At 71.5% G+C, this 23,460-nt stretch carries 18 protein-coding genes and 1 pseudogene; 6 read left to right on the top strand and 13 right to left on the bottom strand.

Annotated features, from left to right (window positions below):
* The first annotated feature begins 6 nt into the window (after positions 1 to 6).
* Both WME82_RS17095 and WME82_RS17090 read left to right on the top strand, forming a co-directional pair.
* Positions 7 to 1,704: an amidohydrolase gene (locus tag WME82_RS17095; RefSeq protein WP_438043687.1), complete on the top strand. Its 1,698-nt coding sequence runs from the start codon at positions 7 to 9 to the stop codon at positions 1,702 to 1,704.
* A gap of 96 nt (positions 1,705 to 1,800) precedes the next feature.
* On the top strand, positions 1,801 to 2,184 hold the full coding sequence (locus tag WME82_RS17090; protein WP_438043686.1) for a hypothetical protein: 384 nt from the start codon (positions 1,801 to 1,803) through the stop codon (positions 2,182 to 2,184).
* 79 nt (positions 2,185 to 2,263) lie between these two features.
* Here the strand turns inward: WME82_RS17090 and WME82_RS17085 are convergent, their stop codons facing one another.
* The gene (locus WME82_RS17085) at positions 2,264 to 3,133 is read right to left on the bottom strand and encodes a DUF899 domain-containing protein (protein ID WP_438043685.1); all 870 of its coding nucleotides are present in this window, start codon (positions 3,131 to 3,133) and stop codon (positions 2,264 to 2,266) included.
* A gap of 407 nt (positions 3,134 to 3,540) precedes the next feature.
* Here WME82_RS17085 and WME82_RS17080 point away from each other — a divergent pair, with 407 nt between their 5' ends.
* From WME82_RS17080 to WME82_RS17070, 3 genes and pseudogenes are all read left to right on the top strand, one after another.
* Positions 3,541 to 4,878: a cytochrome P450 gene (locus tag WME82_RS17080; RefSeq protein WP_438043684.1), complete on the top strand. Its 1,338-nt coding sequence runs from the start codon at positions 3,541 to 3,543 to the stop codon at positions 4,876 to 4,878.
* A gap of 269 nt (positions 4,879 to 5,147) precedes the next feature.
* Positions 5,148 to 7,151 carry an alpha-amylase family glycosyl hydrolase gene (locus WME82_RS17075; RefSeq protein WP_438043683.1) on the top strand — a complete coding sequence of 668 codons (2,004 nt, stop codon included), beginning with the start codon at positions 5,148 to 5,150 and terminating at the stop codon, positions 7,149 to 7,151.
* 1 nt (position 7,152) lies between these two features.
* Positions 7,153 to 7,411 (top strand): annotated as a pseudogene (locus WME82_RS17070) (methyltransferase); the annotation flags it as partial.
* 749 nt (positions 7,412 to 8,160) lie between these two features.
* Here the strand turns inward: WME82_RS17070 and WME82_RS17065 are convergent.
* The 11 genes from WME82_RS17065 to WME82_RS17015 all read right to left on the bottom strand — a co-directional run bounded on the left by WME82_RS17065 (position 8,161) and on the right by WME82_RS17015 (position 22,186).
* Positions 8,161 to 9,006, bottom strand: a complete 846-nt coding sequence (locus tag WME82_RS17065; protein WP_437746526.1) for a carbohydrate ABC transporter permease — start codon at positions 9,004 to 9,006, stop codon at positions 8,161 to 8,163.
* Positions 8,999 to 9,889: a carbohydrate ABC transporter permease gene (locus WME82_RS17060; protein WP_438043682.1), complete on the bottom strand. Its 891-nt coding sequence runs from the start codon at positions 9,887 to 9,889 to the stop codon at positions 8,999 to 9,001. Before WME82_RS17060 ends, WME82_RS17065 begins: the two co-directional genes overlap by 8 nt.
* The gene (locus WME82_RS17055) at positions 9,886 to 11,208 is read right to left on the bottom strand and encodes an ABC transporter substrate-binding protein (protein ID WP_438043681.1); all 1,323 of its coding nucleotides are present in this window, start codon (positions 11,206 to 11,208) and stop codon (positions 9,886 to 9,888) included. Before WME82_RS17055 ends, WME82_RS17060 begins: the two co-directional genes overlap by 4 nt.
* A 1-nt stretch (position 11,209) precedes the next feature.
* The gene (locus WME82_RS17050; protein ID WP_438043680.1) at positions 11,210 to 12,286 is read right to left on the bottom strand and encodes an ABC transporter ATP-binding protein; all 1,077 of its coding nucleotides are present in this window, start codon (positions 12,284 to 12,286) and stop codon (positions 11,210 to 11,212) included.
* A 49-nt stretch (positions 12,287 to 12,335) separates the two neighbouring features.
* Positions 12,336 to 12,500 (bottom strand): hypothetical protein, encoded by a 165-nt coding sequence (locus WME82_RS17045; protein ID WP_437746522.1) that lies wholly within the window; start codon positions 12,498 to 12,500, stop codon positions 12,336 to 12,338.
* Positions 12,501 to 12,508: 8 nt separating this feature from the next.
* Positions 12,509 to 14,692: a family 1 glycosylhydrolase gene (locus tag WME82_RS17040; protein ID WP_438043679.1), complete on the bottom strand. Its 2,184-nt coding sequence runs from the start codon at positions 14,690 to 14,692 to the stop codon at positions 12,509 to 12,511.
* Between the two features lie 2 nt (positions 14,693 to 14,694).
* The gene (glf, locus tag WME82_RS17035; protein ID WP_437872394.1) at positions 14,695 to 15,819 is read right to left on the bottom strand and encodes a UDP-galactopyranose mutase; all 1,125 of its coding nucleotides are present in this window, start codon (positions 15,817 to 15,819) and stop codon (positions 14,695 to 14,697) included.
* Positions 15,812 to 16,960: a glycosyltransferase family 1 protein gene (locus WME82_RS17030; RefSeq protein WP_438043678.1), complete on the bottom strand. Its 1,149-nt coding sequence runs from the start codon at positions 16,958 to 16,960 to the stop codon at positions 15,812 to 15,814. The genes glf and WME82_RS17030 overlap by 8 nt, the downstream gene beginning before the upstream one ends.
* Before the next feature lie 340 nt (positions 16,961 to 17,300).
* A complete protein-coding gene (locus WME82_RS17025; RefSeq protein ID WP_438043677.1) occupies positions 17,301 to 19,211 on the bottom strand; it encodes a glycoside hydrolase family 2 protein in 1,911 nt (636 codons plus the stop codon).
* A gap of 255 nt (positions 19,212 to 19,466) precedes the next feature.
* Positions 19,467 to 20,243: a hypothetical protein gene (locus tag WME82_RS17020; RefSeq protein ID WP_438043676.1), complete on the bottom strand. Its 777-nt coding sequence runs from the start codon at positions 20,241 to 20,243 to the stop codon at positions 19,467 to 19,469.
* Between the two features lie 395 nt (positions 20,244 to 20,638).
* Complete coding sequence (locus WME82_RS17015; RefSeq protein ID WP_438043675.1) at positions 20,639 to 22,186, bottom strand: FAD-dependent oxidoreductase; 1,548 nt, start codon at positions 22,184 to 22,186, stop codon at positions 20,639 to 20,641.
* A gap of 83 nt (positions 22,187 to 22,269) precedes the next feature.
* Between WME82_RS17015 and WME82_RS17010 the strand changes: the two genes are divergently transcribed.
* A complete protein-coding gene (locus WME82_RS17010) occupies positions 22,270 to 22,923 on the top strand; it encodes a TetR/AcrR family transcriptional regulator (RefSeq protein WP_438043674.1) in 654 nt (217 codons plus the stop codon).
* Positions 22,924 to 22,962: 39 nt separating this feature from the next.
* On the opposite strand, the gene WME82_RS17005 is transcribed toward WME82_RS17010, so the two are convergent.
* On the bottom strand, positions 22,963 to 23,373 hold the full coding sequence (locus WME82_RS17005) for a VOC family protein (protein ID WP_438043673.1): 411 nt from the start codon (positions 23,371 to 23,373) through the stop codon (positions 22,963 to 22,965).
* Positions 23,374 to 23,460 lie beyond the last annotated feature (87 nt).

Genomic DNA, 23,460 nt, shown 5'->3' with positions numbered 1-23,460 from the left:
GCGCTCATGTCGAACGCGCTCCGAGCGACGCTCCTGAGCCTCTTCGGCAGCCTCGCCCCCGGCTGTGCCTCGCCGGGCCAGCTCGCCGCGACGGCGGCGCCCTCGGCGCCTGCAGATCTCGTGATCACGGCCGGCGTCGTCCGGACGATGGACCCCGGGAATCCGCGCGCCGAGGCGGTCGCCGTGCGCGGCGAGCGGATCGTCTTCGTGGGCAGCGCGGCCGGCGCGAAGGCCTTCGTCGGGCCGGGGACGCGCGTCGAGGAGCTGCCGGGGCGCGCGGTCGTGCCCGGCCTCGTCGACGGGCATGCCCACCTCTACGGGCTCGGGGTCGCGCTGGAGACGCTGAGCGTGCGCGGCGCGAAGAGCGCCGAGGCGGCGGCGGCGCTCGTGGCGGAGGCGGCGAAGGCCCGCCCGAAGGCCGAGTGGATCACCGGGCGCGGCTGGGACCAGAACCTCTGGCCGGGCGCCGCGTTCCCCACGCACGCCCCGCTCGACGCGGCGGCGCCGGAGCACCCGGTGGCGTTGCGCCGCGTCGACGGGCACGCGCTCTGGGCGAACGCGGCGGCGATGCGCGCGGCCGGGGTCGGCCGAGGCACGCAGGATCCGCCGGGGGGGCGCGTCCTGCGCGACGCCGCGGGCGAGCCGACGGGCGTCTTCATCGACAACGCGATGGGCCTCATCGAGGCCAAGGTCCCGGCCGACCCGCCCGCCGTGCGCGAGCGGCGCATCCTGCGCGCGGCCGAGGAGGCGCTCTCGTCCGGGCTCACGGGCGTGCACGAGATGGGCATCGACGACGAGACCGCGGCCGTCTACCGCGCGCTCGCCGCCGCCGGGCGGCTTCCGATCCGCGTCACCGCGTACCTCGCGGGTGATGGGAACCTCGATGGGCTGAAGGCGCGCGCGCCCGACGTGGACCCGACGGGCACGGCGATGTTCGTGCTGCGCGGGGTCAAGCTCTTCGCGGACGGCGCGCTCGGCTCGCGCGGCGCGGCGCTGCTCGCGCCGTACGCGGACGAGCCCTCGACGAGCGGGCTTTTGCTGATGGATCGCGAGGCGCTCGCGCGCGCGGCGCGGCTCGTCGCGGACGCGGGCTTCCAGCTCGCGGTGCACGCGATCGGCGACCGCGCCAACCGCGCCGTGCTCGACGCGTTCGAGGCGCTCGGCCCCGGGCGGGCGGCGGCGCGGCGGTTCCGGGTGGAGCACGCGCAGATCCTCTCGCCCGACGATCTGCCGCGCTTCGCGGCGCTCGGGGTGATCGCCTCGATGCAGCCGACCCACGCGACGAGCGACATGCCGTGGGCGCCCGCGCGGCTCGGCGCCCATCGCCTGAAGGGCGCGTATGCCTGGCGGTCGCTTCTGTCGTCGGGCGCGCGCCTCGTGTTCGGCTCGGATTTCCCGGTGGAGGACGCCGCACCGCTGCTCGGCATCCATGCCGCCGTGACCCGGCAGGATCTCTCGGGCCACCCCCCGGGCGGGTGGATGCCCGAGGAGCGGCTCGACCTCGACGAGGCGCTCCTGGCCTTCACCGAGGCGCCCGCGTACGCGGCCTTCGCCGAGGGCCAGCGGGGCCGGATCGCGCCTGGCTACGTGGCCGATCTGACCGTCCTCGGCCGCGATCTCTCGCCCGATCGCTCGCTCGTCGACACGCCGATCGACATGGTGGTCGTGGGCGGCCGCGTGGCGCGCGCGCCGGCGCCGCGGTGAGCGGCGCCCTCGTGCTGCGCGCCGCGCTTCGTCCGGACCGCCATGAGACCTCACGGCCGATGTTTGCAAACGACGAACGATAGGAGGAATGAGCGCATGCTTGCACGCTACCAGCTCGTCCGCGGCCACCGTCGGGAGGACAATCCGCTGCCAGAGGGCAAGCGGTACGACACGCGCAAACACACGCACCACGTGCTGAGGCCCACCCCGGAGATGGTCGAAGAGTTCCTGTCCGATCCCTCGCAAGCCGGCTTCAAGAGGTTTCGCGCCGCCTACCTTGCGGTGCTCGATGAGCGGTTTGCGGAGCAACGGGAGCGCTTCGACGCGCTGGCGGAGGAGGCCCGACAAGGTGATGTCTTCCTGGGTTGCAACTGCCCCACGGCGCACCAGCCGGACGTCCGGCACTGCCACACGTGGCTGGCGCTGGAGTACTTCGCCCGCAAGTACCCGGACCTGGACGTGAGGCTCGACGCGCGGTGAGCGGCGTTCACCCATGCCCACGGCGAGCGAGGGCGCTCGGACGTCGCGCTTTCCCCGGGTGCGGCGAGGGACCCGCGGCTCAGCGCCGCATCCGTGAGCAGCAGTCGTCCGCCTCGGGAGCGGCAGCCGCGGGCCGCGCGCCGCTCGAGTCGGACAGGTCCTCCTGCTCGTCGGGGTAGCGGATGCGCTCGTCGCCGGCCTTGGCGCCCAGCCCGGTGCTGCGCCCCTTGGGCTCTTCCCATTCCTCCTGGCGCCCGAGCGCGGTCAGATCGAGGAAATAGTACGAGCCGCCCGTCGACTCGGTGCCGCGCCCGTAGGTCGAGTAGGTGTGGTACACGCGCTCGCCGTCGCGCAGGAAGCAGCTCAGCCCGTGCAGGTCGAAGGGCTGCTTGCCCCCCAGATAATAGGCGGAGCCCGCCTGCTCGTGCTCGGCGGGTGTTCGGTAGTTGTACTCCACGGGCGCGACCGACTCGTCCAGCGTGACGTGGTAGTCGTGGTTGAAGCGGCTGCCCTCCGACGAGTACCAGGGCACGGGCCAGCCCATACGCGCCTTGAACGGCGCGATCTTCTCCCAGGGAGCGCGCGAGATGAACGCGAACGTGGTGCCGACGTTGTGCCAGTGCCGCAGGTGGCCCTTCGAGATCTGATCGGCGTAGCCCGAGCAGCTCGGGCAGCCGCGATCCTTGGGTGTGCCGTCGTCCTCGAACAGCCACATGAAATGATAGACGATGAGCTGCTGCCGGCCCTCGAACAGATCGAGCAGGTGCAGCTTGCCGTGGGCGCCCGAGAACTCGTACGGCGCGGTCACCTCGACCATCGGCAGGCGCCGGCGATCCGCGTTGAGCCGATCGCGCGCTCTCGTGAGCTCCTTCTCGCGGGCGAGCAGCGCCTTGCGCGCCTCCAACCACTCGGCGCGCGACACGACGCGGGGCAGTTCGATCCGGGTCATGGGGACATCTCCATTGTCATCGGGAATGGGCCTCGCCCGATGCGGGCGCTGCCGCGGAACGGGTTCGGAAGGTCGACTGCCGGAGCGCGCGGAACTCATCGCTGCATCCGACAGAAAAACGTCGCCGGCCGCCGCCATGCCTATGGCATGAGCATTGCTTAATCACACCGACAGCGGCCCAGGCGGGCTCTTCGGGGGGCGAGCGCGGTAGCGCCGGCCGACCCCGAGGGGGTGGTCACGTGGGCCTTGGTCGGACGGACACCGCGCGGCGTGCCCCCCGCCTGGCGCCGTCCGTCGCAACATTGGCGCCCGACGCCGCTGCCCTAGCGGCGCGGCGAGCCCATCCTTGCGTCGATCCCGGCGAGGCGCCGCGCGCCCCCGGGATCGAGCCCCCGCCGAGGTACGCCATGAGCCAGTTGCCCCGAGGCCCGCGCAGCCGACTTCTTACGACCTACAAGTTCCTCACCCGTCCGTTCGAGTTCCTCACGCATTGCGCCGCCACCTATGGCGATGTCTTCAACGTCCCCGTGGTCAGCGGCGACGTCGTGATCGCCGGAGGCCCCAGGACGGTGCAGGACGTGATGACGGCGCCGCCCGAGACCTTCCTTCCCTTCGCCACCAAGGCGATCGCGCCGCTCGTGGGGGAGCACTCGCTGCTCATGCTCTCGGACGAGCGCCACAGGCGCGAGCGGAAGCTGCTGACGCCGCCGTTCCACGGCGATCGCATGCGCGCCTACGCGGCGGCGATGGCGGACACCGCCGCCCGCAGGCTCACCGAGGCGGCGCGCGCGCCCCGCGCCATCGCCCAGGAGCTCACGCAGGCGATCTCGCTCGACGTCATCATCCGCGCCGTCTTCGGCGTGGAGGAGCCGTCTCGAACGAGCGCGTTCGCTCGGGCCGTCGTCGCCATGACCGACGCGCTGACCCCGGCGCTGACCTTCCTGCCGCCCTTGCAGCGGGAGCTCGGCGGCATCGGCCCCTACGCGCGCTTCCGCCGGCGCGTCGGCGACCTGGACGCCCTGTTCCGGGCGCAGATCGAGCGAGCGCGCGCGGCGCCGGGCGACGACATCCTGAGCCTCATGGTCTCGGCCCGTTACGACGACGGATCGCGCATGAGTGATCAGGCCATCTTCGACGAGCTCCGGACGCTGCTGTTCGCCGGGCACGAGACCACGGCGCTCGCCCTCGCGTGGGCCCTCGATCACGTGCACCGCCACCCCGGCGTCCTCGCGCGCCTCCGCGACGAGATCGACGCCCTCGGCCCGGAGCCCGACCCCGAGCGCCTGGCTGCCCTGCCCTACCTGGACGCCGTGTGCAAGGAGGCGCTGCGCGTCTATCCGATCGTCACCGAGTCCCCGCGCCTCCTGGCGCAGCCGTTCCGCCTCGGCGAGCACGAGCTCCTGCCGGGAACGGGGGTGGCGCCCTGCATCCTGCTCGTGCACCACCACCCCGAGCTCTACCCCGAGCCGTCCCGGTTCAGGCCAGAGCGCTTCCTGGAGCGAAAGTTCTCCCCGTTCGAGTACCTGCCGTTCGGCGGCGGACACCGCCGCTGCATCGGCGCGGCCTTCGCGATGTTCGAGATGAAGATCGTGCTCGGCGTGGCGCTGTCAGCGTGGGAGTTCCGCCTGCTCGACGAGCGTCCGCCCCGCCCCGTGCGCCGCAATCTGACGCTGAGCCCCTCGGGCGGCGTCCCGCTCGTCGTGCGCGCCCGGAGCCGCAGCCGCCTCCATGCCGTCGCCGCCTGATCCTGGCGCGAGGAGGCGCACGGGAAGCCCCAGCACGGGAGTGCGCCGCCGTGGATGCGACGACACGGCGGACATGGAGGAGAGAGAGAAGATCACGACATAAAACCTCCGTGCTCTCGGCACTTCGGCGATCGTCAGGGGTGGTTCTGGAATAGAGGGGCTCCCCCGCTTGCCGCATCGCCCCCATGCTGAGACGCCTCCTCCGCTCGACCGCCGCCTCCTCTCCCTGTGCATCTCTCTCTGGACCGGTCGTGCCGATCGGCGCGGCCATGGGCGCCCTTCGGCAGCGCGCCCCAGGCCCATCGCGTCACGGGCGGCCGCTCACCCGGCTCGGATGGGCTGCCGCGCTGCTCCTGGCGGCGCCCTCGTGCGAATCGGTCACCCCCTCGGGTTCGCCGCGCCCCTCCGCGGCGGCGCAAGCAAGGCTGGAGCTGCACGCCGGCGATGCCGACGTCTGGGCCTTCAGCGCGCGCGTCCAGGGCGCCCTCGCCGGAGCGGGCACGCTGGAGGACTGCGCGATCCGGGTGGGCGGCGACGTGTTCCCCGCGGCGATCGAGCAGCAGCGGTTCTTCGCGGACGTCCCGCTACTCGAGGGCGAGAACGAGATCGTCGCGCGCTGCCGGGAGGCGAGCGCGGGTGACCTGGACTCTCCGCCCGTCACCTACCGCGTCCGGCTGGAGGACACGCCGCGCGCCCGCGCCCGCGCCGCGCTGGCCGGCGGCAAGCTCGTCCTCGACGCGACGAGCAGCGAGCCCAGCGAGCGCTCGCGCGCCGAGATCGTCGCCTTCGACTGGTTCCGGCTGCGCGGCGGCGCGGCGCCGGAGCCGCTCGGGCAGGGCGCTCGCCTCGAGCTGCCGGCGCCCGACGCCGGCGATAAGGCGCTGGTCGAGCTCAGGGTGCGCGACGAGCGCGGCCGAGGCGACGCCGCGCGCGTCGCGCCGCCGCTCGAAGCCGCCTCCGGCAGGGCCGCGCCGGCGTGGATCGACGACGCCGTCCTCTACGGCGTCGTGCCGCCGTTCTTCGGCGATCCGCCGCTCCAGAGCGTCCGCGCCGCCCTCCCCGCGATCGAGCGGCTCGGCGTCACGGCGATCTGGCTATCTCCCCTCTTCGCCGCGCCCGAGGGCGACTTCGGGTATGCCGTCACCGATTACTTCAGCGTGCGCCCCGACTACGGGACCGAGCAAGATCTCCGCGAGCTCGTGGACGACGCGCACCGGCGCGGCCTGCGCGTGCTGCTCGATCTCGTGCCCAACCACACCTCGTCCGAGCACCCGTATTTCCGGGAAGCCGAGCGGCGCATGCGCCGCGCGCACAGCTTCGCCTTCTACGATCGCGACGACGGCGGCGAGCCGACGCATTACTTCGACTGGGAGCACCTGCCGAACCTGAACTACGACAGCGCCGAGGTGGCGCGCTGGATGCTCGAGGCGTCGCTGCACTGGGTGCGCCGGTTCGACATCGATGGCTATCGCGTCGACGCCGCGTGGGGCATCAAGCAGCGGCGGGGCGAGCTCTGGTCCCCCTGGGCCGCCGAGCTCCGGCGCGTGAGCCCGCGTGTCGCGCTGATCGCCGAGGCCTCGGCGCGCGATCCGTACTACCTGCAGAACGGGTTCGACGCGGCGTATGACTGGACCGAGGAGCTCGGACACTGGGCCTGGAAAGACGTGTTCGGCGCGCCGCGGGGCATCGCGGCCCGGCTCGGCGCGGCGCTCGCCGCCACCGCGGCGCGCGCCGAGCGCCCCGAGCGCACGCTCAGGTTCCTCAACAACAACGACACGGGCGCGCGCTTCGTCACCCGCCACGGGCCGGGGCTGACGCGCGTCGCCGCGGCGGCGCTGCTGACCCTGCCGGGGATCCCGTGCGTCTACACGTTCGACGAGCTCGGCGCCGAGTACGAGCCTTACGGCGGCCTCGCCCCGGTCTCACGGCCCCCGCGCGGCCAGCTGGCGCGGCATTACGAGCAGCTGATCCGGCTCAGGCGCACTGTCGCGGCGCTCCGGTCGCCGGGGCACCACACGGTGCACGCCGGGGGGCCCGACGACGAGGTCTTCGCCTATGTCAGGCACGGCGACGACGCGTCCCGCTTCGCGCTCGTGGTCCTGAATTTCAGCGAGCGATCGGTGAAGAAGCGGCTCACCGTCCCGGAGCCGTTCGCCGCCCACGCGCGAGGCGGCCTGCGCGACGCGCTGAGCGGCGCCGGCGCGCACCTCCGGGCCGGCGCCCTCGCGCTGGACCTCGCGCCCTGGGACGTCCGCGTCCTCGTGCCGCGGTAGGACGCCGGAGTCGGAGCCGAAGCACGCCGAGGTCGCCCGCGCAAACCTCGATCGCGCCGGGCTGGCCGACATCGTCGAGCTGCGCCTGGGGCGAGCGCTGGACACGCTGCCAAAGCTCGCCGCGGAGGGCCGTCCAGGGGGTGCGCCGCCTGAACAAGCTGCTCGCCGCCGAGCGACGCGTGAGCGCGACGGCGATCCAGACCGTGGGCAGCAAGGGATACGACGGCCTCGCGATCGCCCTCGTTACCGAGGATCCGTAGCCGCAGCAGCCGAGCGTCTTGCCGGGCGCTCCTCGCGCCCTCTCACGCCGGCCCACAAAAAACAGAGCGCCCATTCGACGGCGGGGGGGGAAGCCGTCACGGGCGCTCTGCCGTGGTTACCTAGCAGGACACGGGCCAGGGCTTATCCGTACTTGTTTCAAGGACTTACCCATCAGGAAGTCCCTGAAGCTTTCGATCCTGAGATCACCGCTTGCAGACCTGACGGACGCACTCCGTGCGAGCGCCGCTTCAGGCTCGGTCTGACGAGGACAAGGCCGAGGCGCGGCGCGCCGGCTTCGATCTTCACTTGACCAAGCCGGCCGACACAGAGGCCATCGCTGAGCTGCTCGCCAAGCGCTGCGCGGCGCGCGGTGGAGGCGCGGACCGGTAGCCGCAGCGGCCCAGCGGGCGCCCCTCGCGCCCCTCCCGCACCGGCCCACAAAAAACAGAGCGCCCATTCGACGGCGGGGGGGGGGGAAGCCGTCACGGGCGCTCTGCCGTGGTTACTTAGCAGGACACGGGCCAGGGCTTATCCGTACTTGTTTCAAGGACTTACCCGTAAGGGAGCCCCTGAAGATTTCGATCCTGAGATCGTCGCTTGCAGACCTGGCGGATGCTCTCGCGCCGCGGCCCCAGGGCCGTGCGGCGGCGGTCCAGCGCGATCACCGCTCGGCTGGCGGGGGATGCGCAGGACGGGGAGCGTGCCAGGGCTCGCCGAAGGGGGTCGGCTTTCCGGGCGAGGTCGTGGTTCAGCGCTTGAGCCCGGTCCGCGCGAGCCCCTCCACGAAGTACCGCTGCGCGAACAGGAAGAGCACCACGAGCGGCAACATCGCGAGGGAGGCGCCCGCCATGAGCACGGCCGGCTCGCCGCCGTAGGCGTTCTGGGTGCCGGCGATCATCTGCTGGATGTTCATCTTCTGCGGAGAGGTGATGTAGACGAGCGGCCCGAAGTAGTCGTTCCAGGCGGCCTTGAGCCCGAGGACCGCGAGCGTCGCGACGGCCGGCCCGGCGAGGGGGAAGACCACCCGCGTGAACGTCTGGAAAGGGTTCGCGCCATCCAGCGTCGCGGCCTCGATGAGCTCGTCCGGAATGCTCGCGAAGTACTGCCGCATCAGGAAGATCGCGACCGCGCTGCCCGTCGCGCCCGGCACGATGAGCGGATAGTAGGTGTCGATCCAGCCGATCCGGGCGAAGCCCACGAACTGCGGGATCAACGTGACCACGCCGGGCAGCATCATCGTCGACAGGAGCGCGGCGAAGATCGCGTCACGCCCAGGAAAACGGAGCTTCGCAAAGGCGTAGCCGGCGAACGAGGCGGTGAGGAGACCGCCGAGGGTGGAGGGGACGGCGATGAGGAGCGTGTTCCAGGTGCCGCGGAGGATGTCGATCTCGGCGAAGGCTTGCCGGTAGTTGGCGAGCGTCGGGCGGGCCGGGATCCAGCGGATCGGGACCGCGTAGATCTCGTCCGCCGGCTTCACGCTGGTGCTGATCATGAACGCGAAGGGCGCGAGCACGAAGACGGCCACCAGCGCGAGGACGGCGTAGGAGAGGAGCCGGAGCGCGCGGCGCTCTCGGGACCTCCGGCCGCTACTCATCGTGCACCCAGCGCCGGGCGAGGCGGAACTGGAGCACGGTCACGATCATCACGAGCGCGCCGAGCACCCAGGCCATCGCCGACGCATAACCCATCTGGAAGTACTGAAAGCCGGTGAGGTAGAGATAGAGCATGAACGTCGCCGAGCGGAACTCCGGGCCGCCGCGCGTCATCACGTAGACCTGATCGAAGCTCTGCAGCCCGCCGATGACGCTGGTGACGGCGATGAAGAACGTCATCGGGCTGATGGCCGGCAGGGTCACGTGCCGGAAGCGCTGCCAGGCGTTCGCCCCGTCGAGCTCCGCGGCCTCGAGGAGCGATCGCGGCACGCCCTGGAGCGCGGCCAGGAAGAGGACCATGTTGTAGCCGAGCCCGCTCCAGATCCCCATCACGACGAGCGCGGGCTTGACCAGGTGCGGGCTCGAGAGCCACCCGGGGGGGTCGGCGACGCCGAGGGCGCGGAGGTACGTGTTGATGAGCCCGTAATCGGCGTTGTAGATCCACTTCCAGAGCAGCGCCGCGGCCACGATCGAGCACACGGAGGGGATGAAAAAGACGGTGCGGAAGAACCCCTCCAGCCTGAGCTTCTGGTTCAACAGGAGCGCGAGCAAGAGGGAGATGGCGATGCCGATCGGGATGCCGAGGAGGTAAAAGGCCGTGTTGGCGAGCGTCCGCCAGACGAAGAAATCCCGGGCGAAGAGGCGAGCGTAGTTATCGAGGCCGACCCAGCGCGGCGGCGTGAGCACCTCGAAGCGGGTGAAGCTCAGATAGAGCGACGCCAGCATCGGGCCGAGCGCGAATACGACGAAGCCGAGCACGGGGACCGCCACGAACGCACAACCCCAGCGCGCCTCGGCGCGGGCGCGCGGTATCTGCTTCTTCAACGCGCTGCCTCCGGTCCGGGGTTGTTCTCCCGCATGGTTTGCTCGACGACCGGCGCGAGGGCCGGGAGCAGCTCGCGCGCGCGCCGTTCGCCGCGCCAGACCTGGGGGATGAAGCTCGAGAAGACCTCGTGCCAGAAGGCGTTGGGCAGCTCGGTCTCGGGGCTCGGACGGCTCGTCTCGGCGGCGCGCAGGAAGACCTCGGCGTGGGCCGGCCGCTGCCCGGGCTGGAGGAAGGCGGCGGTCGCGGCGACCGATCGCTGATTGGGCACCTGGAGCCCGGATCGGGCCAGCTCGCGTTGTCCCTCGGGGCCGGCCAGGTACTCGATCAACGTGAACGCCTCGGCGATGCGCCGGCTCGCGGCGCTGACGGCGAGCCCCACGGAGCCCGACCAGCTCACCGAGGTCATGCCCGGCTTCGGGACCGGCACGGGCGCGACATCCCAGTCGAAGCGCATCCGGCGATAACGCGGGACCATCCAGCGACCATCGATGTGCATGGCGGCGAGCCCGGCCTCGAAGAGCTCGCTCTGCCCGGCGCCGCCGCTGCGGGCGAGGTTGGGCGCCACGTGATGGCGGAGGGCCAGATCCGCGCACCACTGCACCGCGTCCATCGACACGTCGGAGTCCATGAGCCACCGGCGCGGCGGCGCGTCCACGATCTCGCCGCCCGCGGACCACACCGCGGCTTCATAGGGATATCCGCTGATCCCCCAGTGCTGGACATACCCTTCGCGGTACGTGAGCGCGCGAAAGGCAGCGATGGCCTGGTCCCAGGTCATCGGCACCTCGGGATCCGGCGCGGGGACGCCGCGGCGGCGCAGCGCGTCCTTGTTGTAGTAGAGCACCGTGGGGCCGATGTCCTTCGGCAGCGCGTAGAGGCTGCCCTCGTGGAGGACGCGGCCATTCCAGCGGTAGCGGTCCAGGGCGGTCGGCCAGATGTCGGCGAGGTCGAGGGTCCGACTCTCCTGCACGAGGCCGTCGATGTCGCGCAAGACGCCCTGACTGACCATCTCACCGAACGCGCCGTCGGGCACGTAGAAGACATCGGGCGCGCGCTTCGCCACGATCATCAGCCGGAGCTTGTTGAGGTAGTCGTAGCCGACGCCGGGCACCTGCGTGTACTCGACGTGGATCTCGGGGTGGATCCGCTCGAAGGCGGCGAGCGCCGACCGCATGATGGCCCGCTCCTCCGGCATCCCCCAGCCGACGAAGGTGATGGTGGTGCGCGCGACGTGCGAGGGGGGATCGGCCTTCGAGGCGCATCCGGCGGGCGAGATGGACGCGCACCAGACCACGAGCCAGAGCGCGCGACGGGCCACCTCAGACCCGCTCCTCGGTGCGCGGATCGAACAGGTGGACGTGCTCCGGCGCGGCGGCCAGCGTCACGCGCGCGCCGACGGCCGGCGTCGTGCCGCGATCCAACCAGCGGGACACGATCGCGGCGTCGCCGACGCGCAGGTGGACGTACGACTCGAACCCCATCGCTTCGACCACCTCGACATCGCCCTGCACGCCGAGCGACGCGCCGGCGGGCGCCGGGCCGAGGTGCTCGGGCCGGACGCCGGCGATCACCCGGCCCTCGCGGTGCTCCGGCGTCCTCGGCAGCGCGAGCCGCACGCTGGGCGCCGAGAGCACCGAGGTCGGGCCGTCGAGGCGGAGCTCGGCGGGGATCAGGTTCATCGGGGGTGCGCCGATGAACGTCGCGACGAAGACGTTGGCCGGCCGGTCGTAGAGCTGCTGCGGGCTGTCGTGCTGGAGGAGCGCGCCTCCGCGGAGGACGGCGATCCGCTCCCCGAGGGTGAGCGCCTCCGTCTGATCGTGGGTCACGTACACGAGCGTCGTCCCGAGGCGACGATGCAGGCGGCGGAGCTCGGCGCGCATCGAGCTGCGCAGCGCGGCGTCGAGGTTCGAGAGCGGCTCGTCCATGAGCAGCACGCCCGGCTCGCGCACGATGGCGCGCCCGATGGCCACGCGCTGCTGCTGGCCGCCCGAGAGAGCCCGCGGCTTGCGCTCGAGGAGGTGATCGATCGCCAGCGCGCGCGCCGTGGCCTCCACGCGGCGCTTCACCTCGTCGCGCGGCACGCGGCGGAGCGCGAGCGAGAACGCCATGTTCTCGAAGCACGTCATGTGCGGGTAGAGCGCGTAGCTCTGGAAGACCATGGCGACGTCGCGCTGCTTCGGGGGCACGTCGTTGACCACGCGGCCGCCGATGGAGAGCGTCCCGCCGTCGACGTCCTCGAGGCCCGCGATCATCCGGAGCGTTGTCGACTTGCCGCACCCGGAAGGCCCGACGAGCACGAGGAGCTCGCCGTCCTCGATGCGCAGCGACAGGTCCTCCACGATGGGCGCGCTCCCCTGGTAGCGCTTGTACACATGCTCGAACGCGATCGCGGCCACGCTTCCGCCTCCTCGGCGCCGCTGCTCGTGAACCGCGGCGTGGGCGAGATCAAGCTGCCGGGCGGGCGCCGCCTTCGCGTCGCCGGGCGAGCACCCAGCTGAACGCCGAGCCGAGGATCTCGGCCAGATCCGCGACGTCGTGACCGCGCGCGACGAGCTCTTCGGTGATCACGCTGCCAATGTAGACGGCTCCGCCGGTGACCAGGATGCGCATGAAACCTCCTAACTTTGTGGCCGGGGGTCACGCTCCGCGACGTAGCGCGCGAGCGCGTCGTCGAGCGACGGCAACAAGAGCCCGCGGCCGCTCCCGAGCGCGCTGTACCGCGGGCGCGGCGCGGCCAGGCCGAGCGCGCGGCTCGGGCAGCGCACGAGCCGCGTCGCGGGGACGCGCGCGAGCGCCGCGCTGCGCGAGGCGAGCTCCGCCCAGCTCGTGGCGTCCCGGTTGGCGAGGTGCCAGATGCCGCGCTCGCCGTCGATCAGCAGATCGAGGGTCACGTGCACGAGATCCGGGACGTAGGTCGGCGAGACGATCACGTCGTCGGCCGCGTGGAAGCTCCGGCCCTCGCCGAGGGCGCGCAGCGCGGCGCCGACGAAGTTCGCTTCGTCCCAGGGACCGAAGAACGCGGCGGTGCGCACCACCAGCGCCTCCGGGAGGATCGCCAGGACGTTCCACTCGGCCGTCGCCTTGCTTCGGCCGTAGACGTTGAGCGGCCGCGCGGGATCGGTCTCCACGTACGGCGAGCGCTGCGCGCCGTCGAAGACCAGATCGGCCGAGAAGGTCACGAGCCGCGCGTCACGCCGGCGACACGCGATCGCGAGCACGGCGGGCCCCAGCGCGTTCTCGCGCTCGCAGCGGTGCGGCTCGCGCTCGGCCTCGTCGACACGCACGAACCCCGCCGTGTTGACGACGGCCCACGGGGCGAACCGATCGAGGGCGCGCTCGACCGACGCGGGATCGGCGATGTCCATCTCATCGCGCCCGATCGTGCGATGGGGCAGGCCGCGCAGCGCGCACAGGCGCGCGAACGCGCGGCCGAGCGTCCCCTTCGCGCCGGTGATCAGGATGGGCGGGCCGGCGGCGGCAGCCTCGGGCGCGGGCGCGGCGGCCGCGACCGGACCGTACGTCAGCCGCTCCGGGCGCCGCCACCAGCCCGGCGGGGCGAGCACGGGGTGATCGAAGCGATCGCCGCGCGCGAGCGCGGAGACCAGCCGCGCGAGCGCCGTGGGCCGCGGCTCGGGGCCGCGCACATCGAACACGCCCGGCTCGTAGTGCCCGCGCTCCTCGGTGACGAGGCAGCTCCAGTCGAAGCAGCCGAGCAGCGACCACGCGGTGACCGCGCGCACGTCCGCGCCCGCCGCGCGCGCCGCCTCCGCGGCGCGGAACGCCTCGACAAGCCAGCGAAGCTGCTCCTCGCGCGGCCCGCCGAGGTGCACCTCGCTGATCGCCACGGGCCGGCGGTAGCGATCCCAGACCTCCTGGAGCCGCGCGCGGTGCCCGTCGATGCCCTCGGCGACCGCGCGCACGGCCTCGACATCGGCATACGCGTGCTTGCCGTTTCCGCCGTGCGACCAGGCGGGGTAAGAGGCCAGCCGCTCGTCGAGGAATCGCTCGCTCGTGATGTAGTAGTTGATGCCGAGGATGTCCGGCGGACATGGATCCTCGACGAACCACGCGAGCTCGGCGGGCGAGGCGCCCCACCCGAGGAGCAGCGGAAACAGCGGGTGATCGCCGTCCACGCGCCCCGTGAGCAGATCGAAGCTGAGCCAGCGCCGGTGATTCTCGTGCTCGGCCTGGTAGGCGAGCAGCGGCGTGCTCGTCGTCTTGCCGACATCCTCGGTCTGGATCAGGCGCGCGCGGGGGATCACCTCCCGGATGGCGCGCATGGCGAGCGCGATCGCGCGGCACTCGGTGAGCAGCGCGCGCACGAACGTGCGCGGATCGCGGCCGTGCGGGTACCAATGCCCGTAGAGGCCCGAGAAGCGGGCCGTCGTGAGCGGCTCGTTCACCGGCGTCCAGTCGGTGACCCACGGATAGCGCTCGGCCACCGCGCGGGCGAAGCGGGCGAGCCCCTCGGAGAAGCCCGGATCGACGAGGCTCGTGTAACGCGGGCCGCTGCCGTGGTGGACGAGCCCGATGATGGGCCGCACATCGAGCGCGCGAAGCCGCTCGATCCGCGCGTCGGCCCAGCCGAAGTCCAGGCGCTCCGGCCGATCGGGCGCCGTCCGCTCCCAGAGCACGGGCATGCGCAGCGCCTGGATCCCGAGCGCGGCGAAGTGTTCGAGATCATCGAGGCGGCGCGCGTGCCCGCTCCGATCGAGCTGGTGGTGAACCACGTCGCCGACGCGGTTGACCGTGCACTCCACGCCGCCCCAGATCTCGAGGGGCGCCCTCGCCTCGTCCACCATGCTCAAGCCGCCTTGGCCGCGGCGAGCTGTCGGTTCGGCACGCCGGCTAGCTTGGCATAGAGGGTGAGCGCCTGCGCCACCACCTGGTCCATGTTGTAGTAGCGATAGGTCCCGAGCCGCCCGGCGAAGTGGACGCCGGGCGTCTCCTTGGCGAGCTCCTCGTACCTGCGGTAGAGGGCGGCGTTCTCCGGCCGCGGCACGGGGTAATACGGATCGCCCTCGCCCTTCGGGATCTCGTAGACGATGGTCGTCTTCGGGTGCACCTGGCCCGTGAGGTACTTGAACTCGGTGACCCGGGTATAGGGGTTCTCGTTCGGATAGTTGATGACCGGCGCGTCCTGGTACCTCTCTTGATCCTTGGTCTCGAAGTGGAACTCCAGGGATCGATACGGCAGCTTTCCGAAGCGATAGTCGAAGAAGGCGTCGACGGGGCCGGTGAAGATCACCTCGCGATGAGGGATCTCGCTCTGCATCTCGCGAAACGAGGCGTTGAGCAAGATCTTGATGTTCGGGTGATCGACCATCCGCTCGAACATGCGCGTGAAGCCGTGGAGCGGCATGGCCTGGTAGGTGTCGGTGAAGTACCGATCGTCGCGATTGCTCCGCACCGGCACGCGCGCGGTCACGGCGGCGTCGAGCTCGGACGGGTCGAGTCCCCACTGCTTCCGGGTGTAGTGCTTGAAGAACTTCTCGTAGAGCTCGACGCCGACCTTGCTGACGATCACGTCCTCGCTGGTACGGATCTGCTCGCGTCGCACGGCCCGGGAGGCGAGGAACGCCTCCACCTCGGGCGCGCTCAGGCGCAGGCCGTAGAGCTGGTTGATCGTGTCGAGGTTGATGGGGATGGGGACGAGCTGCCCGTCCACCCAGGCGCGCACGCGGTGCTGGTACGGGCGCCACGCGGTGAACTGCGAGAGGTACTCGAAGACCTCCCGCGAGTTGGTGTGGAAGACGTGGGGGCCGTACCTGTGCACCAGGACGCCGGCGGCGTCGTGGTGATCATAGGCGTTGCCGCCGATGTGCGGGCGGACATCGCAGAGCACCACCTTCTTGCCCGAGCCGCGCGCGAGCCGCTCGGCGAGCACGCAGCCGGCGAAGCCGGCGCCGACGATGAGATAGTCAAACATCGGCGCCCTGCCGCGCCGCCGGGCGCCGGCCCACCCTCAGCACGCCGTCGAGGAGATTCTCGATCTTCGACCATGTCGCGTCCCACGATCCCTGTGCGAGCAGCGCGTCGGCCCGCGAGAGCCGCGCGGCGTGATCCTCGGCGAGGTACGCCTCGACGGCGGCCACGAAATCGCCCGCGGTGTCGGCGATGCGCGCGAGGCCGAGCTCGCCGTAGGGCCGGACGACATCGCGGATCGACGTGGAGACGACGGGCTTGCCGCCCGCGAGGTACTCCGGCGTCTTGGTGGGGCTGATGAAGCGCGTGGCCTCGTTGCGCGCGAACGGAAGGAGCGCCACGTCCCAGCCCGCGAGGTAGGCGGGCAACTCCTCGTAGGTCTTCTTGCCTAGATAGTGAATGTTGGGCGCGCGCGGCAGGCTCGCCGGATCGATCTTCACGACCGGACCGACGAAGACGAGGTGCCACCCAGGCCGGGCGGCGGCCACGCCGGCGATGAGATCGAGATCCATGCGCTCGTCGATGACGCCGAAGTAACCGAGCCGCGGGCCCGGAATCGTGGCCTGATCGGCGGGTGGCGCGAGCGGCCGGCGCGCCGCCGAGAAGTGGGCGATGTCGACGCTGCTCGGGAGCAGGTGCACGTTCGCGTGCAGCGCCCTCTTGGACTCGTAGAGGCTGCGCCCTCCCGTGAAGACCACGTCGGCGCGGCGGAGCAGCTCGGCCTCGTGATGCTTGAGCGCGGGCGGGGCGCCGGCGAACGCGGAGAGCTCGTCCATGCAGTCGTACACGACCGCGCTGGCCGCGAGGTGCCGCGAGAACAGGAGCGCCATCGGCGTGTAGTACCAGAGCACGTGATCGTCGATGCCGAAGCGATCGAGCATGGCGTCGACGAGATCGCGCTGTAACGCGTGGATCCGCGCGTCGTCGAGGCCTGGCGGCAGGTGCGGCGTGACGACGCGCACGCCGTGGCGATCGACGTGCGCGGCCTCGATCCGCGGCGGCCCGTCGCTCCACACCGGCTCCTCGAAGAAGAACACGCGTCGCGTGCGCGCGCAGCGCGAGAGGAGGTGCTGCGGGCGCTGGAAGACGAAGCTCCAGCGCAGGTGCGAGAAGCAGACGACGTCCGGCCGCCGTTTCGGGCTCATGCTTGTCCTCCTCGATGGCGGCCGCGGCGCGGCTGATGTGCACGAGCGTGCCGCCTGGGAGGGGCAATACAAGGAACGTACCTAACGGGAAGTACGTGTCATGAACAGCAGAGCTCGCGAGCGAGTGCTCACGCCCTCGAGATGAGCACCCTCGGGGTGAACCCGGATCGGGCGTCGTACGCGCGCGCAACGCGCTCGGCCACGGCGCAACCGGATCCGCGCTTCGCGAGGATCACCACCGCGCCGCCGAAGATAGCCCGCTCGATCGCCCGAGGGCCACCTCCATCGCGGAGCTCGGCCGCCTTTCAACCGTCCGGTTTGGCGAGGCTCCGTTTGAACATCACTCCTCCCCGGCGATCACCTCGTCCATGATGATGCCTTCTTGGCGCGGGCCGGCGCACTCCGCGAGCTCCATCGGGTCGGGGTGCACCTGCCCGGCGGCCCGGCCGCGCGTGGCGGCGGCGATGGCGTCGATCAGGAATTTCGGCGTCCGATCGGCGTAAAGCAGCCCGTTGGCCTCCTGGTAGGTATCGGTGAGCTGCGTGTAGCAGAAGCCCGCGAGCAGCGGTGTCGCGCGCACCACGGCGAGGAGGCGCTCGTACGCCCGCTCCAGCGCCGCTGGGTTGTCGGCGGAGGTGTATCCCCACGTGCCGGGGCGGCGGAGCGCGATACCGCCCATCTCCGAGAGCACGATCGGGTGCTCCAGCTTGCGCGAGTGGCCGTCGAGCACGAGCACGCGGCCGCCCGGGCGCTCGCGCCGGAAGAGCCGAGGGCGACACTCGCCGCCGTCGTAGCGCTGGGCGATCCGGGCCGGATCCGGATCGTAGTCATGAATACCGATGATGTCGGTGGCCACGGCCTCCCAGCCGTCGTTGCCGATCACCGGGCGCGTCGGGTCGAGCGTCTTGGTGAGGTGATAGAGCGCCTTGACCCCGTGCCGCTCGCGCGGGCTGTCCGGCAAGTTGGGCACGCCCCAGGACTCGTTGAAGGGCACCCAGGCGATGACGCACGGATGGCTGAAATCGCGGTTGATCGCCTCCGTCCACTCGCGCGTCAGGCGCTCGATCGAGAGGGGCGTGAAGCGGTAAGCGCTCGGCATCTCCTCCCACACGAGCAAGCCCAGCCGATCGGCCCAGTAGAGATAGCGCGGATCCTCGATCTTCTGGTGCTTCCGTGCGCCGTTGAACCCCATGGCGCGCGTGAGCTCGATGTCGCGCCGGAGCGCGTCGTCGTCGGGCGCGGTCATCCCGGTCTCGGGCCAGTAGCCCTGATCGAGCACCATTCGGAGCACGAGGGGCCGCCCGTTGAGCACCACGCGGTCGCCCTGCACCGCGATGGATCGGAGCGCGGTGTAGCTGTGCACGCGATCGATCGTCTCGCCGTCGCGGGTGACGAGCTCGATCTCGGCCTCGATGAGCGTGGGTGACTCCGGGCTCCAGAGCAGCTGGTTGCGCGAGTCGTCGATGCCCGGATCGGAGAGCGCGATCCGGCGGTGGACCTCGCCGAGCACGACGGCGTAGCTGTCCTCGGCGAGCAGCGCGCCGTTCGCGGTGAGGCGCAGGCGCAGCCGCAGTCCGTCCCGGCGCTCGCCGCCGATCCGGGCGTAGAAATCGAGCTCCCACCGGTCGAGGCTCGACTGCCAGCGGAGCGCCGCGATCGAGCTCGCGGGCACGCGCTCCATCCACACCGTCTGCCAGATGCCGGTCGTGCGCGGGTACCAGATGGAGTGCGGTTCGATCTGCCAATCCTGCTTGCCGCGCGGCTTGGCGAGGTCGAGCGGATCGTCCTCTGCGCGCACGACGATCTCGACGGCGCGCGCCGAACCGACGAGGTCGGTGATGTCGACGCTGAAGGGGGTGTAGCCGCCGGCATGATGCGCCGCGCGGCTCCCCGCGATCCAGACCGTCGCGTCGTAGTCGACGGCTCCGAAGTGCAGCATCAGCCGCTCTCCACCGCGGAGCTCCGGCACCGCGATGGTGCGCCGGTACCAGACGGCGCGGAAGAGGCCGCGCGCACATACGCCGCTCCGCGGGGTCTCCGGCGCGAAGGGGACCTCGATGAAGCCCTCCCAGCCGACGTCGGCGGGCCCCCGGAAGCGCGCCTCGGGATCGAGCGCGAAGCTCCAAGTACCGTTGAGTGATTCCCACCCGGCGCGCCGGAGCTGCGGCCGCGGGTAGCCATGCGCGCGCCCGCCGGCGATGGAGAGGTCTGCTCCGGGGGACGGCTCGGCGGTGACGGACGGGCGGTTCATCCTTCGAGGTGCTTCCTTTGCTGTACGGCGGGGCAGACCTTACAGCGCCTCAGGCGTCACGCCATGCCGCCAGCGCGGGTTTTGATCCGCGCGGTGGCGCAGATTTCGCCGACGCACGAATACCGGACAATAACCGTCTGTCCATGAGTCCGGGAATTCCGGCGTTCCGAGCGGGCCCGGCGGCAAGCGGGCAAGTAGCCTCGAACGGTGGGCTGGATCTGACAGGGAAGCTGCTTGCCGCGAGCTGGTCGAGCCTCACTCGGCGTAGACGGCCACCGTCGCGGTGCACGAGGCGTTGCCGACGCAGCCGGCGCGGAAGGTGTAGTAATCCGAGAGCGCCGCGACGTGCGTCGTCTTCGGCATCTCGGAGCAGCCGATCGTCTCGGCGGAGTCCACGGCGACCTGGACGCCGTCGCGATCGAAGAGGCGGATGTACGACATCCCCGAGCGGCTCGCCCCGTAGAGCACCGCCGCGCAGGTGCCGAAGGAGATCGTCTCTCCGGCGGTGAAGAAGTACGCCTGGTCGACGTAGTTGGTCGTGGCGTAGTTCGTGCTGCTCCTCGAGTACGAGAAGGTGCCTTTGCCGCGCGCGATCGCGACCGTCCCGCTGCACGAGGAGAAGCCGTCACAGCCGGCCCGGATCTGGAAGGGCCAGCCCGTCGACGACGTCGTATAGCGGATCTGCGCCGAGATCGACCCCGAGGGGCCGTCGTTCGCCGAGGCCACCTGCACGGGCGACCCGGAGCTCAGGTCGAAGAGGCGGAGGAACGTGTCGCCCGAGGAGCTGGCGCCGACGATGCCGGTCGTGCCGATCATCACGCGCCTGCTCGGGTTGATATTGAGGTTGAAATTGGCCGTGTTCACGGTGGCGTTGTTGGTCGCGCTCCGGCTGAAGGAGAAGACCGATATCGCCTCCTCCGCCTCGCCCACGACCTCGCTCTGCTCCTCTTCGCTCGACGCCTCGGCCGCGCAACCGGCCGAGAGCGTCATCGTGAAGGCCAAAAGGACTCGTTCAAACCAGCGGGTGTTCATGTTCTTCCTTCGCTGCCTTTCTCTGGGGTCGCGCGGGCGTGTGAGCGGATCTCGCGGGCGCGCGCGTGCGGGGACTCGGTCCATTCCTGCGCGGGCGGAACCCGCGGTCGCGTCAGGGGACGCCATCTCGAGAGGTGTCGCGTGGCCTGCGCGGTAGCTCGATCGGATTCAGCGTACCGCCAAGCTCAGCCGTAGCAAAGCCCTTGCCTGGCACAGAGAGAGCCTTTGCACCCCATTTTTGCGCGGCGCTCGACCCTCCTCGGGGGGACGCGAGGCTCGCGCTGGCGCTCGGACCCGCCAGCAGTGGAGGCTCTTCCCTCCACCCGCCAGCGCGACGAAGGAAACGCCGAAGCGCTGCCCGCCGCGCAAGCCGAACGCGCGGGTGGACAACGCGATCACCCGACCAGCGGGCGAAGGAAGTCTTCGAGCTGCTCGAGCGTACCGGAGGAAGCGCGCCATCCGATGTAGCCGTCCGGGCGGACCAGCACGAGCGCATCGCCGTCGATGTCGTAGCCGGCGCGCGCGTGCCTGTCCGTGTCGACGAGGGCGCGCCGACCGGCTGGCTCCCCCGGCTGCACCACGGCGCGCGCGTGCACGGCGGGGCCGTACCGGGCGTTCACCCGGGCGACCGTGTCCCCGTGGGCCGCGCCGAAGGCGAGCAGCGTGAAGTGCGGGCCACGGAACACATCGAACAGGCGGACGGGCGCGCCCTCGGCGTCATGACAGGGCGCATCGGGCGCTCGGTCCCCGGCGAGGACACGCGCCGGCGCGCCGTGATCGTCGCGGGCCTCGTCGCGGGCCAGCGAGCTCCCGCGGTAGCTGATGTCGAGCTGCTGCGTCTCCGGGCCGCGCCGCACCTCGCCCGGGGTTCCCTCCGTGGTCCGGCGATGCAGCCTTGATGTGAGGCCGAGCATCGCCGCGGCGACCGGCAGCCTCTCCTCCTCGTAGGTGTCGAGCAGCGCCGCGGGCGCTCCCGCCAGCACCTGGCCGAGCTTCCAGCCGAGGTTGTAGGCGTCCTGGATGCCGGTGTTCAGGCCCTGCCCGCCGGCCGCTGGGTGCACGTGCGCGGCGTCGCCGGCCAGGAACACCCGGCCGGCCCGGTACCGGTCCACCATCCGCACGCTGGGCCGGTAGAGCGACAGCCAGCTCGCGTCGTGCAGCCGGACATCCGAGCGCCCCGTCCGCTCGTGGAACAGCCTCTCGACGGCCTCCACCGTCAGCTCGGGCGCCTCGTCGCCGTCGATCGGTATCAGGATCTGGAAGCGCTCGGTGCCGGGCAACGGGCACAGCGCGACCGGGCCGCCGCGCGCTTTCGGCCAGGCGTGCCAGCGCTCGCGGTCCAGCCCGTCGGCGCGGACGTCGCCCACGAGCGCCCGGTCCGCCTCCAGCGTCTCCCCCTGAAAGCCGACGCCGAGCGCGCGCCGCACGAAGCTGCGCCCCCCGTCCGCGCCGACGAGGTAGCCGGCGCGGACCCGCTCCGTCTCGCCCGCCCGGATCAGCGTGGCGGTCACGCCGTCGCCGTCCTGCTCGAAGCCGGCCAGCTCGGTGGCGAGCTCGACACGGACGCCGTGCTCCGCGAGCCGGGCGCGCAGGATCTCCTCCGTCCGCCATTGCCCGAGGAGCAGGATGTTCGGATAGGGCACGTCCGGCGTCGTCGCGCGCCGCTCGAACATGGCCCAGTCGCCCAGCACCGCGCCGCCGTCGTAGGCGCGGATCAGCGGGTAAGGGGCTCCGGCGGCCATCGCCGCGTCGACCACCCCGAGATCGTCGAGGACCTCGAGGGTGCGCGGCTGCACGCCTTTCCCGCGAGAGCCGGCGAAATGGGCTGGTGCCTTGTCGACGATGCGGCACGCCACGCCGCGGCGGGCCAGATCGCACGCGAGGGTCAGGCCGGTGGGCCCCGCCCCCGCGATGAGGACATGCGTGCTCAGCGACGGATTCATTGGCTGTCTCCTGTCAGGTGAAGTCACCCCATCTTGGAAGCTGTCGCTTGCCTCGTCAGCTTGTGTTCTGCCAGCATGGATCCATGCGCAAGCGGGACGCTGCCACGCCGAGGAAACAGCCGACGCAGCACCGGTCGCGCGCCACGGTCGAGGCGCTCCTGCAGGCGACGGCTTACATTCTGGTCCGGGACGGGTACGCGCGGCTGACGACGAACCGCGTGGCCCAGCGGGCCGGGGTGAACGTCGCGTCGCTGTACCAGTTCTTTCCGGGCAAGGAGGCGCTCGTGGCCGAGCTCCACCGCCGGCACATCGAGCAGGGCCGCGCGGCCGCGGCCGCGGTGCTCGCAGCGCATCAGGGGCAGTCGCCCGATCGGGTGGTCCGGACGATCGTGGAGGCCGGCATCGCCGCCCACGCCGTGGAGCCCGAGCTGCACCGCGTGTTCCTGGAGCAGATGCCGCGCATCAAGGCGACCCGGTCCGCGGCGAGCGAGGGCTTCCTGCTCGAGGAGGCAAAGCAGCTGCTCTCGGCGTGGGGCTGCCCGGCGCCGGACGTGGAGCTCGCGTGGTGGATGATGCAGACCGCGGCGCACGCGGTCGTGCATCAGGCGATCGTCGAGCGGCCCGACGACGTGCGCTCCGGCGCGCTGGCCGAGGAGCTCGTGCAGCTGCTCGAGCGCTACCTGCGCGGGAAGCAGACCCCAGGGCCCTGCGCCGGCGCGGGGCGGGAGGACATGTGATCTCGCCGAGGGCGACTGCCCCGCGTAGCCTCCGCGCGCTCAGCCGGGCGAGACCATCTCGTCGTAGCCGCGGCCGCTGAACTGGAGGAGGCAGACGCCGTGGCCGAAGGGATCGGCCAGGCGGAGCATGCGCCCCCACGCGGCCACCTCGATCTCGGCTTCGGGGACCGCGCCTGCCTCCTGCGCGCGGCGCGCGGCGGCCTCGAGATCGTCGACCACGAAATCGAGGTGGACCGGCGTCCAGTGACGCCGGTAGTCGCGCGGGGACGCACCGGCGGCAGGCTCGCTGCCGGCCGGCTTCACCAGGAGGTAGATGGGAGCCGCCGCGCCGAGGAGCTCGATCCCGGAAGCACCAAAGCGCCGCCCGACGCGCAAGCCGAACGCACGCGTGTAGAACGCGATGGCAGGATCGAGCGCCGGCACATCGATGTTGACGAGCAGGTCGGACATGCGATGAGGCTAGCTGCTGGGCACGTCGCGTCCAGGCCATGGCGCTTCGCGGCTGCGCAAGGGGGCGCTCGGCGCGAACCGGGAGCG

This window comes from Sorangium sp. So ce128, from assembly GCF_051525245.1.
In the GTDB taxonomy this organism is placed as follows: domain Bacteria; phylum Myxococcota_A; class Polyangia; order Polyangiales; family Polyangiaceae; genus Sorangium; species Sorangium cellulosum_B.
This window is presented reverse-complemented; position numbering and strand designations above follow the sequence as displayed.

Excerpts from the sequence above, each read along its gene's own strand:
- WME82_RS17095 (WP_438043687.1), top strand. The coding sequence starts at position 7 with ATGTCGAACGCGCTCCGAGCGACGCTCCTGAGCCTCTTCGGCAGCCTC.
- WME82_RS17090 (WP_438043686.1), top strand. The coding sequence starts at position 1,801 with ATGCTTGCACGCTACCAGCTCGTCCGCGGCCACCGTCGGGAGGACAAT.
- WME82_RS17085 (WP_438043685.1), bottom strand. The coding sequence starts at position 3,133 with ATGACCCGGATCGAACTGCCCCGCGTCGTGTCGCGCGCCGAGTGGTTG.
- WME82_RS17080 (WP_438043684.1), top strand. The coding sequence starts at position 3,541 with ATGAGCCAGTTGCCCCGAGGCCCGCGCAGCCGACTTCTTACGACCTAC.
- WME82_RS17075 (WP_438043683.1), top strand. The coding sequence starts at position 5,148 with ATGGGCGCCCTTCGGCAGCGCGCCCCAGGCCCATCGCGTCACGGGCGG.
- WME82_RS17065 (WP_437746526.1), bottom strand. The coding sequence starts at position 9,006 with ATGAGTAGCGGCCGGAGGTCCCGAGAGCGCCGCGCGCTCCGGCTCCTC.
- WME82_RS17045 (WP_437746522.1), bottom strand. The coding sequence starts at position 12,500 with ATGCGCATCCTGGTCACCGGCGGAGCCGTCTACATTGGCAGCGTGATC.
- WME82_RS17040 (WP_438043679.1), bottom strand. The coding sequence starts at position 14,692 with ATGGTGGACGAGGCGAGGGCGCCCCTCGAGATCTGGGGCGGCGTGGAG.
- glf (WP_437872394.1), bottom strand. The coding sequence starts at position 15,819 with ATGTTTGACTATCTCATCGTCGGCGCCGGCTTCGCCGGCTGCGTGCTC.
- WME82_RS17030 (WP_438043678.1), bottom strand. The coding sequence starts at position 16,960 with ATGAGCCCGAAACGGCGGCCGGACGTCGTCTGCTTCTCGCACCTGCGC.
- WME82_RS17025 (WP_438043677.1), bottom strand. The coding sequence starts at position 19,211 with ATGAACCGCCCGTCCGTCACCGCCGAGCCGTCCCCCGGAGCAGACCTC.
- WME82_RS17020 (WP_438043676.1), bottom strand. The coding sequence starts at position 20,243 with ATGAACACCCGCTGGTTTGAACGAGTCCTTTTGGCCTTCACGATGACG.
- WME82_RS17015 (WP_438043675.1), bottom strand. The coding sequence starts at position 22,186 with ATGAATCCGTCGCTGAGCACGCATGTCCTCATCGCGGGGGCGGGGCCC.
- WME82_RS17010 (WP_438043674.1), top strand. The coding sequence starts at position 22,270 with ATGCGCAAGCGGGACGCTGCCACGCCGAGGAAACAGCCGACGCAGCAC.
- WME82_RS17005 (WP_438043673.1), bottom strand. The coding sequence starts at position 23,373 with ATGTCCGACCTGCTCGTCAACATCGATGTGCCGGCGCTCGATCCTGCC.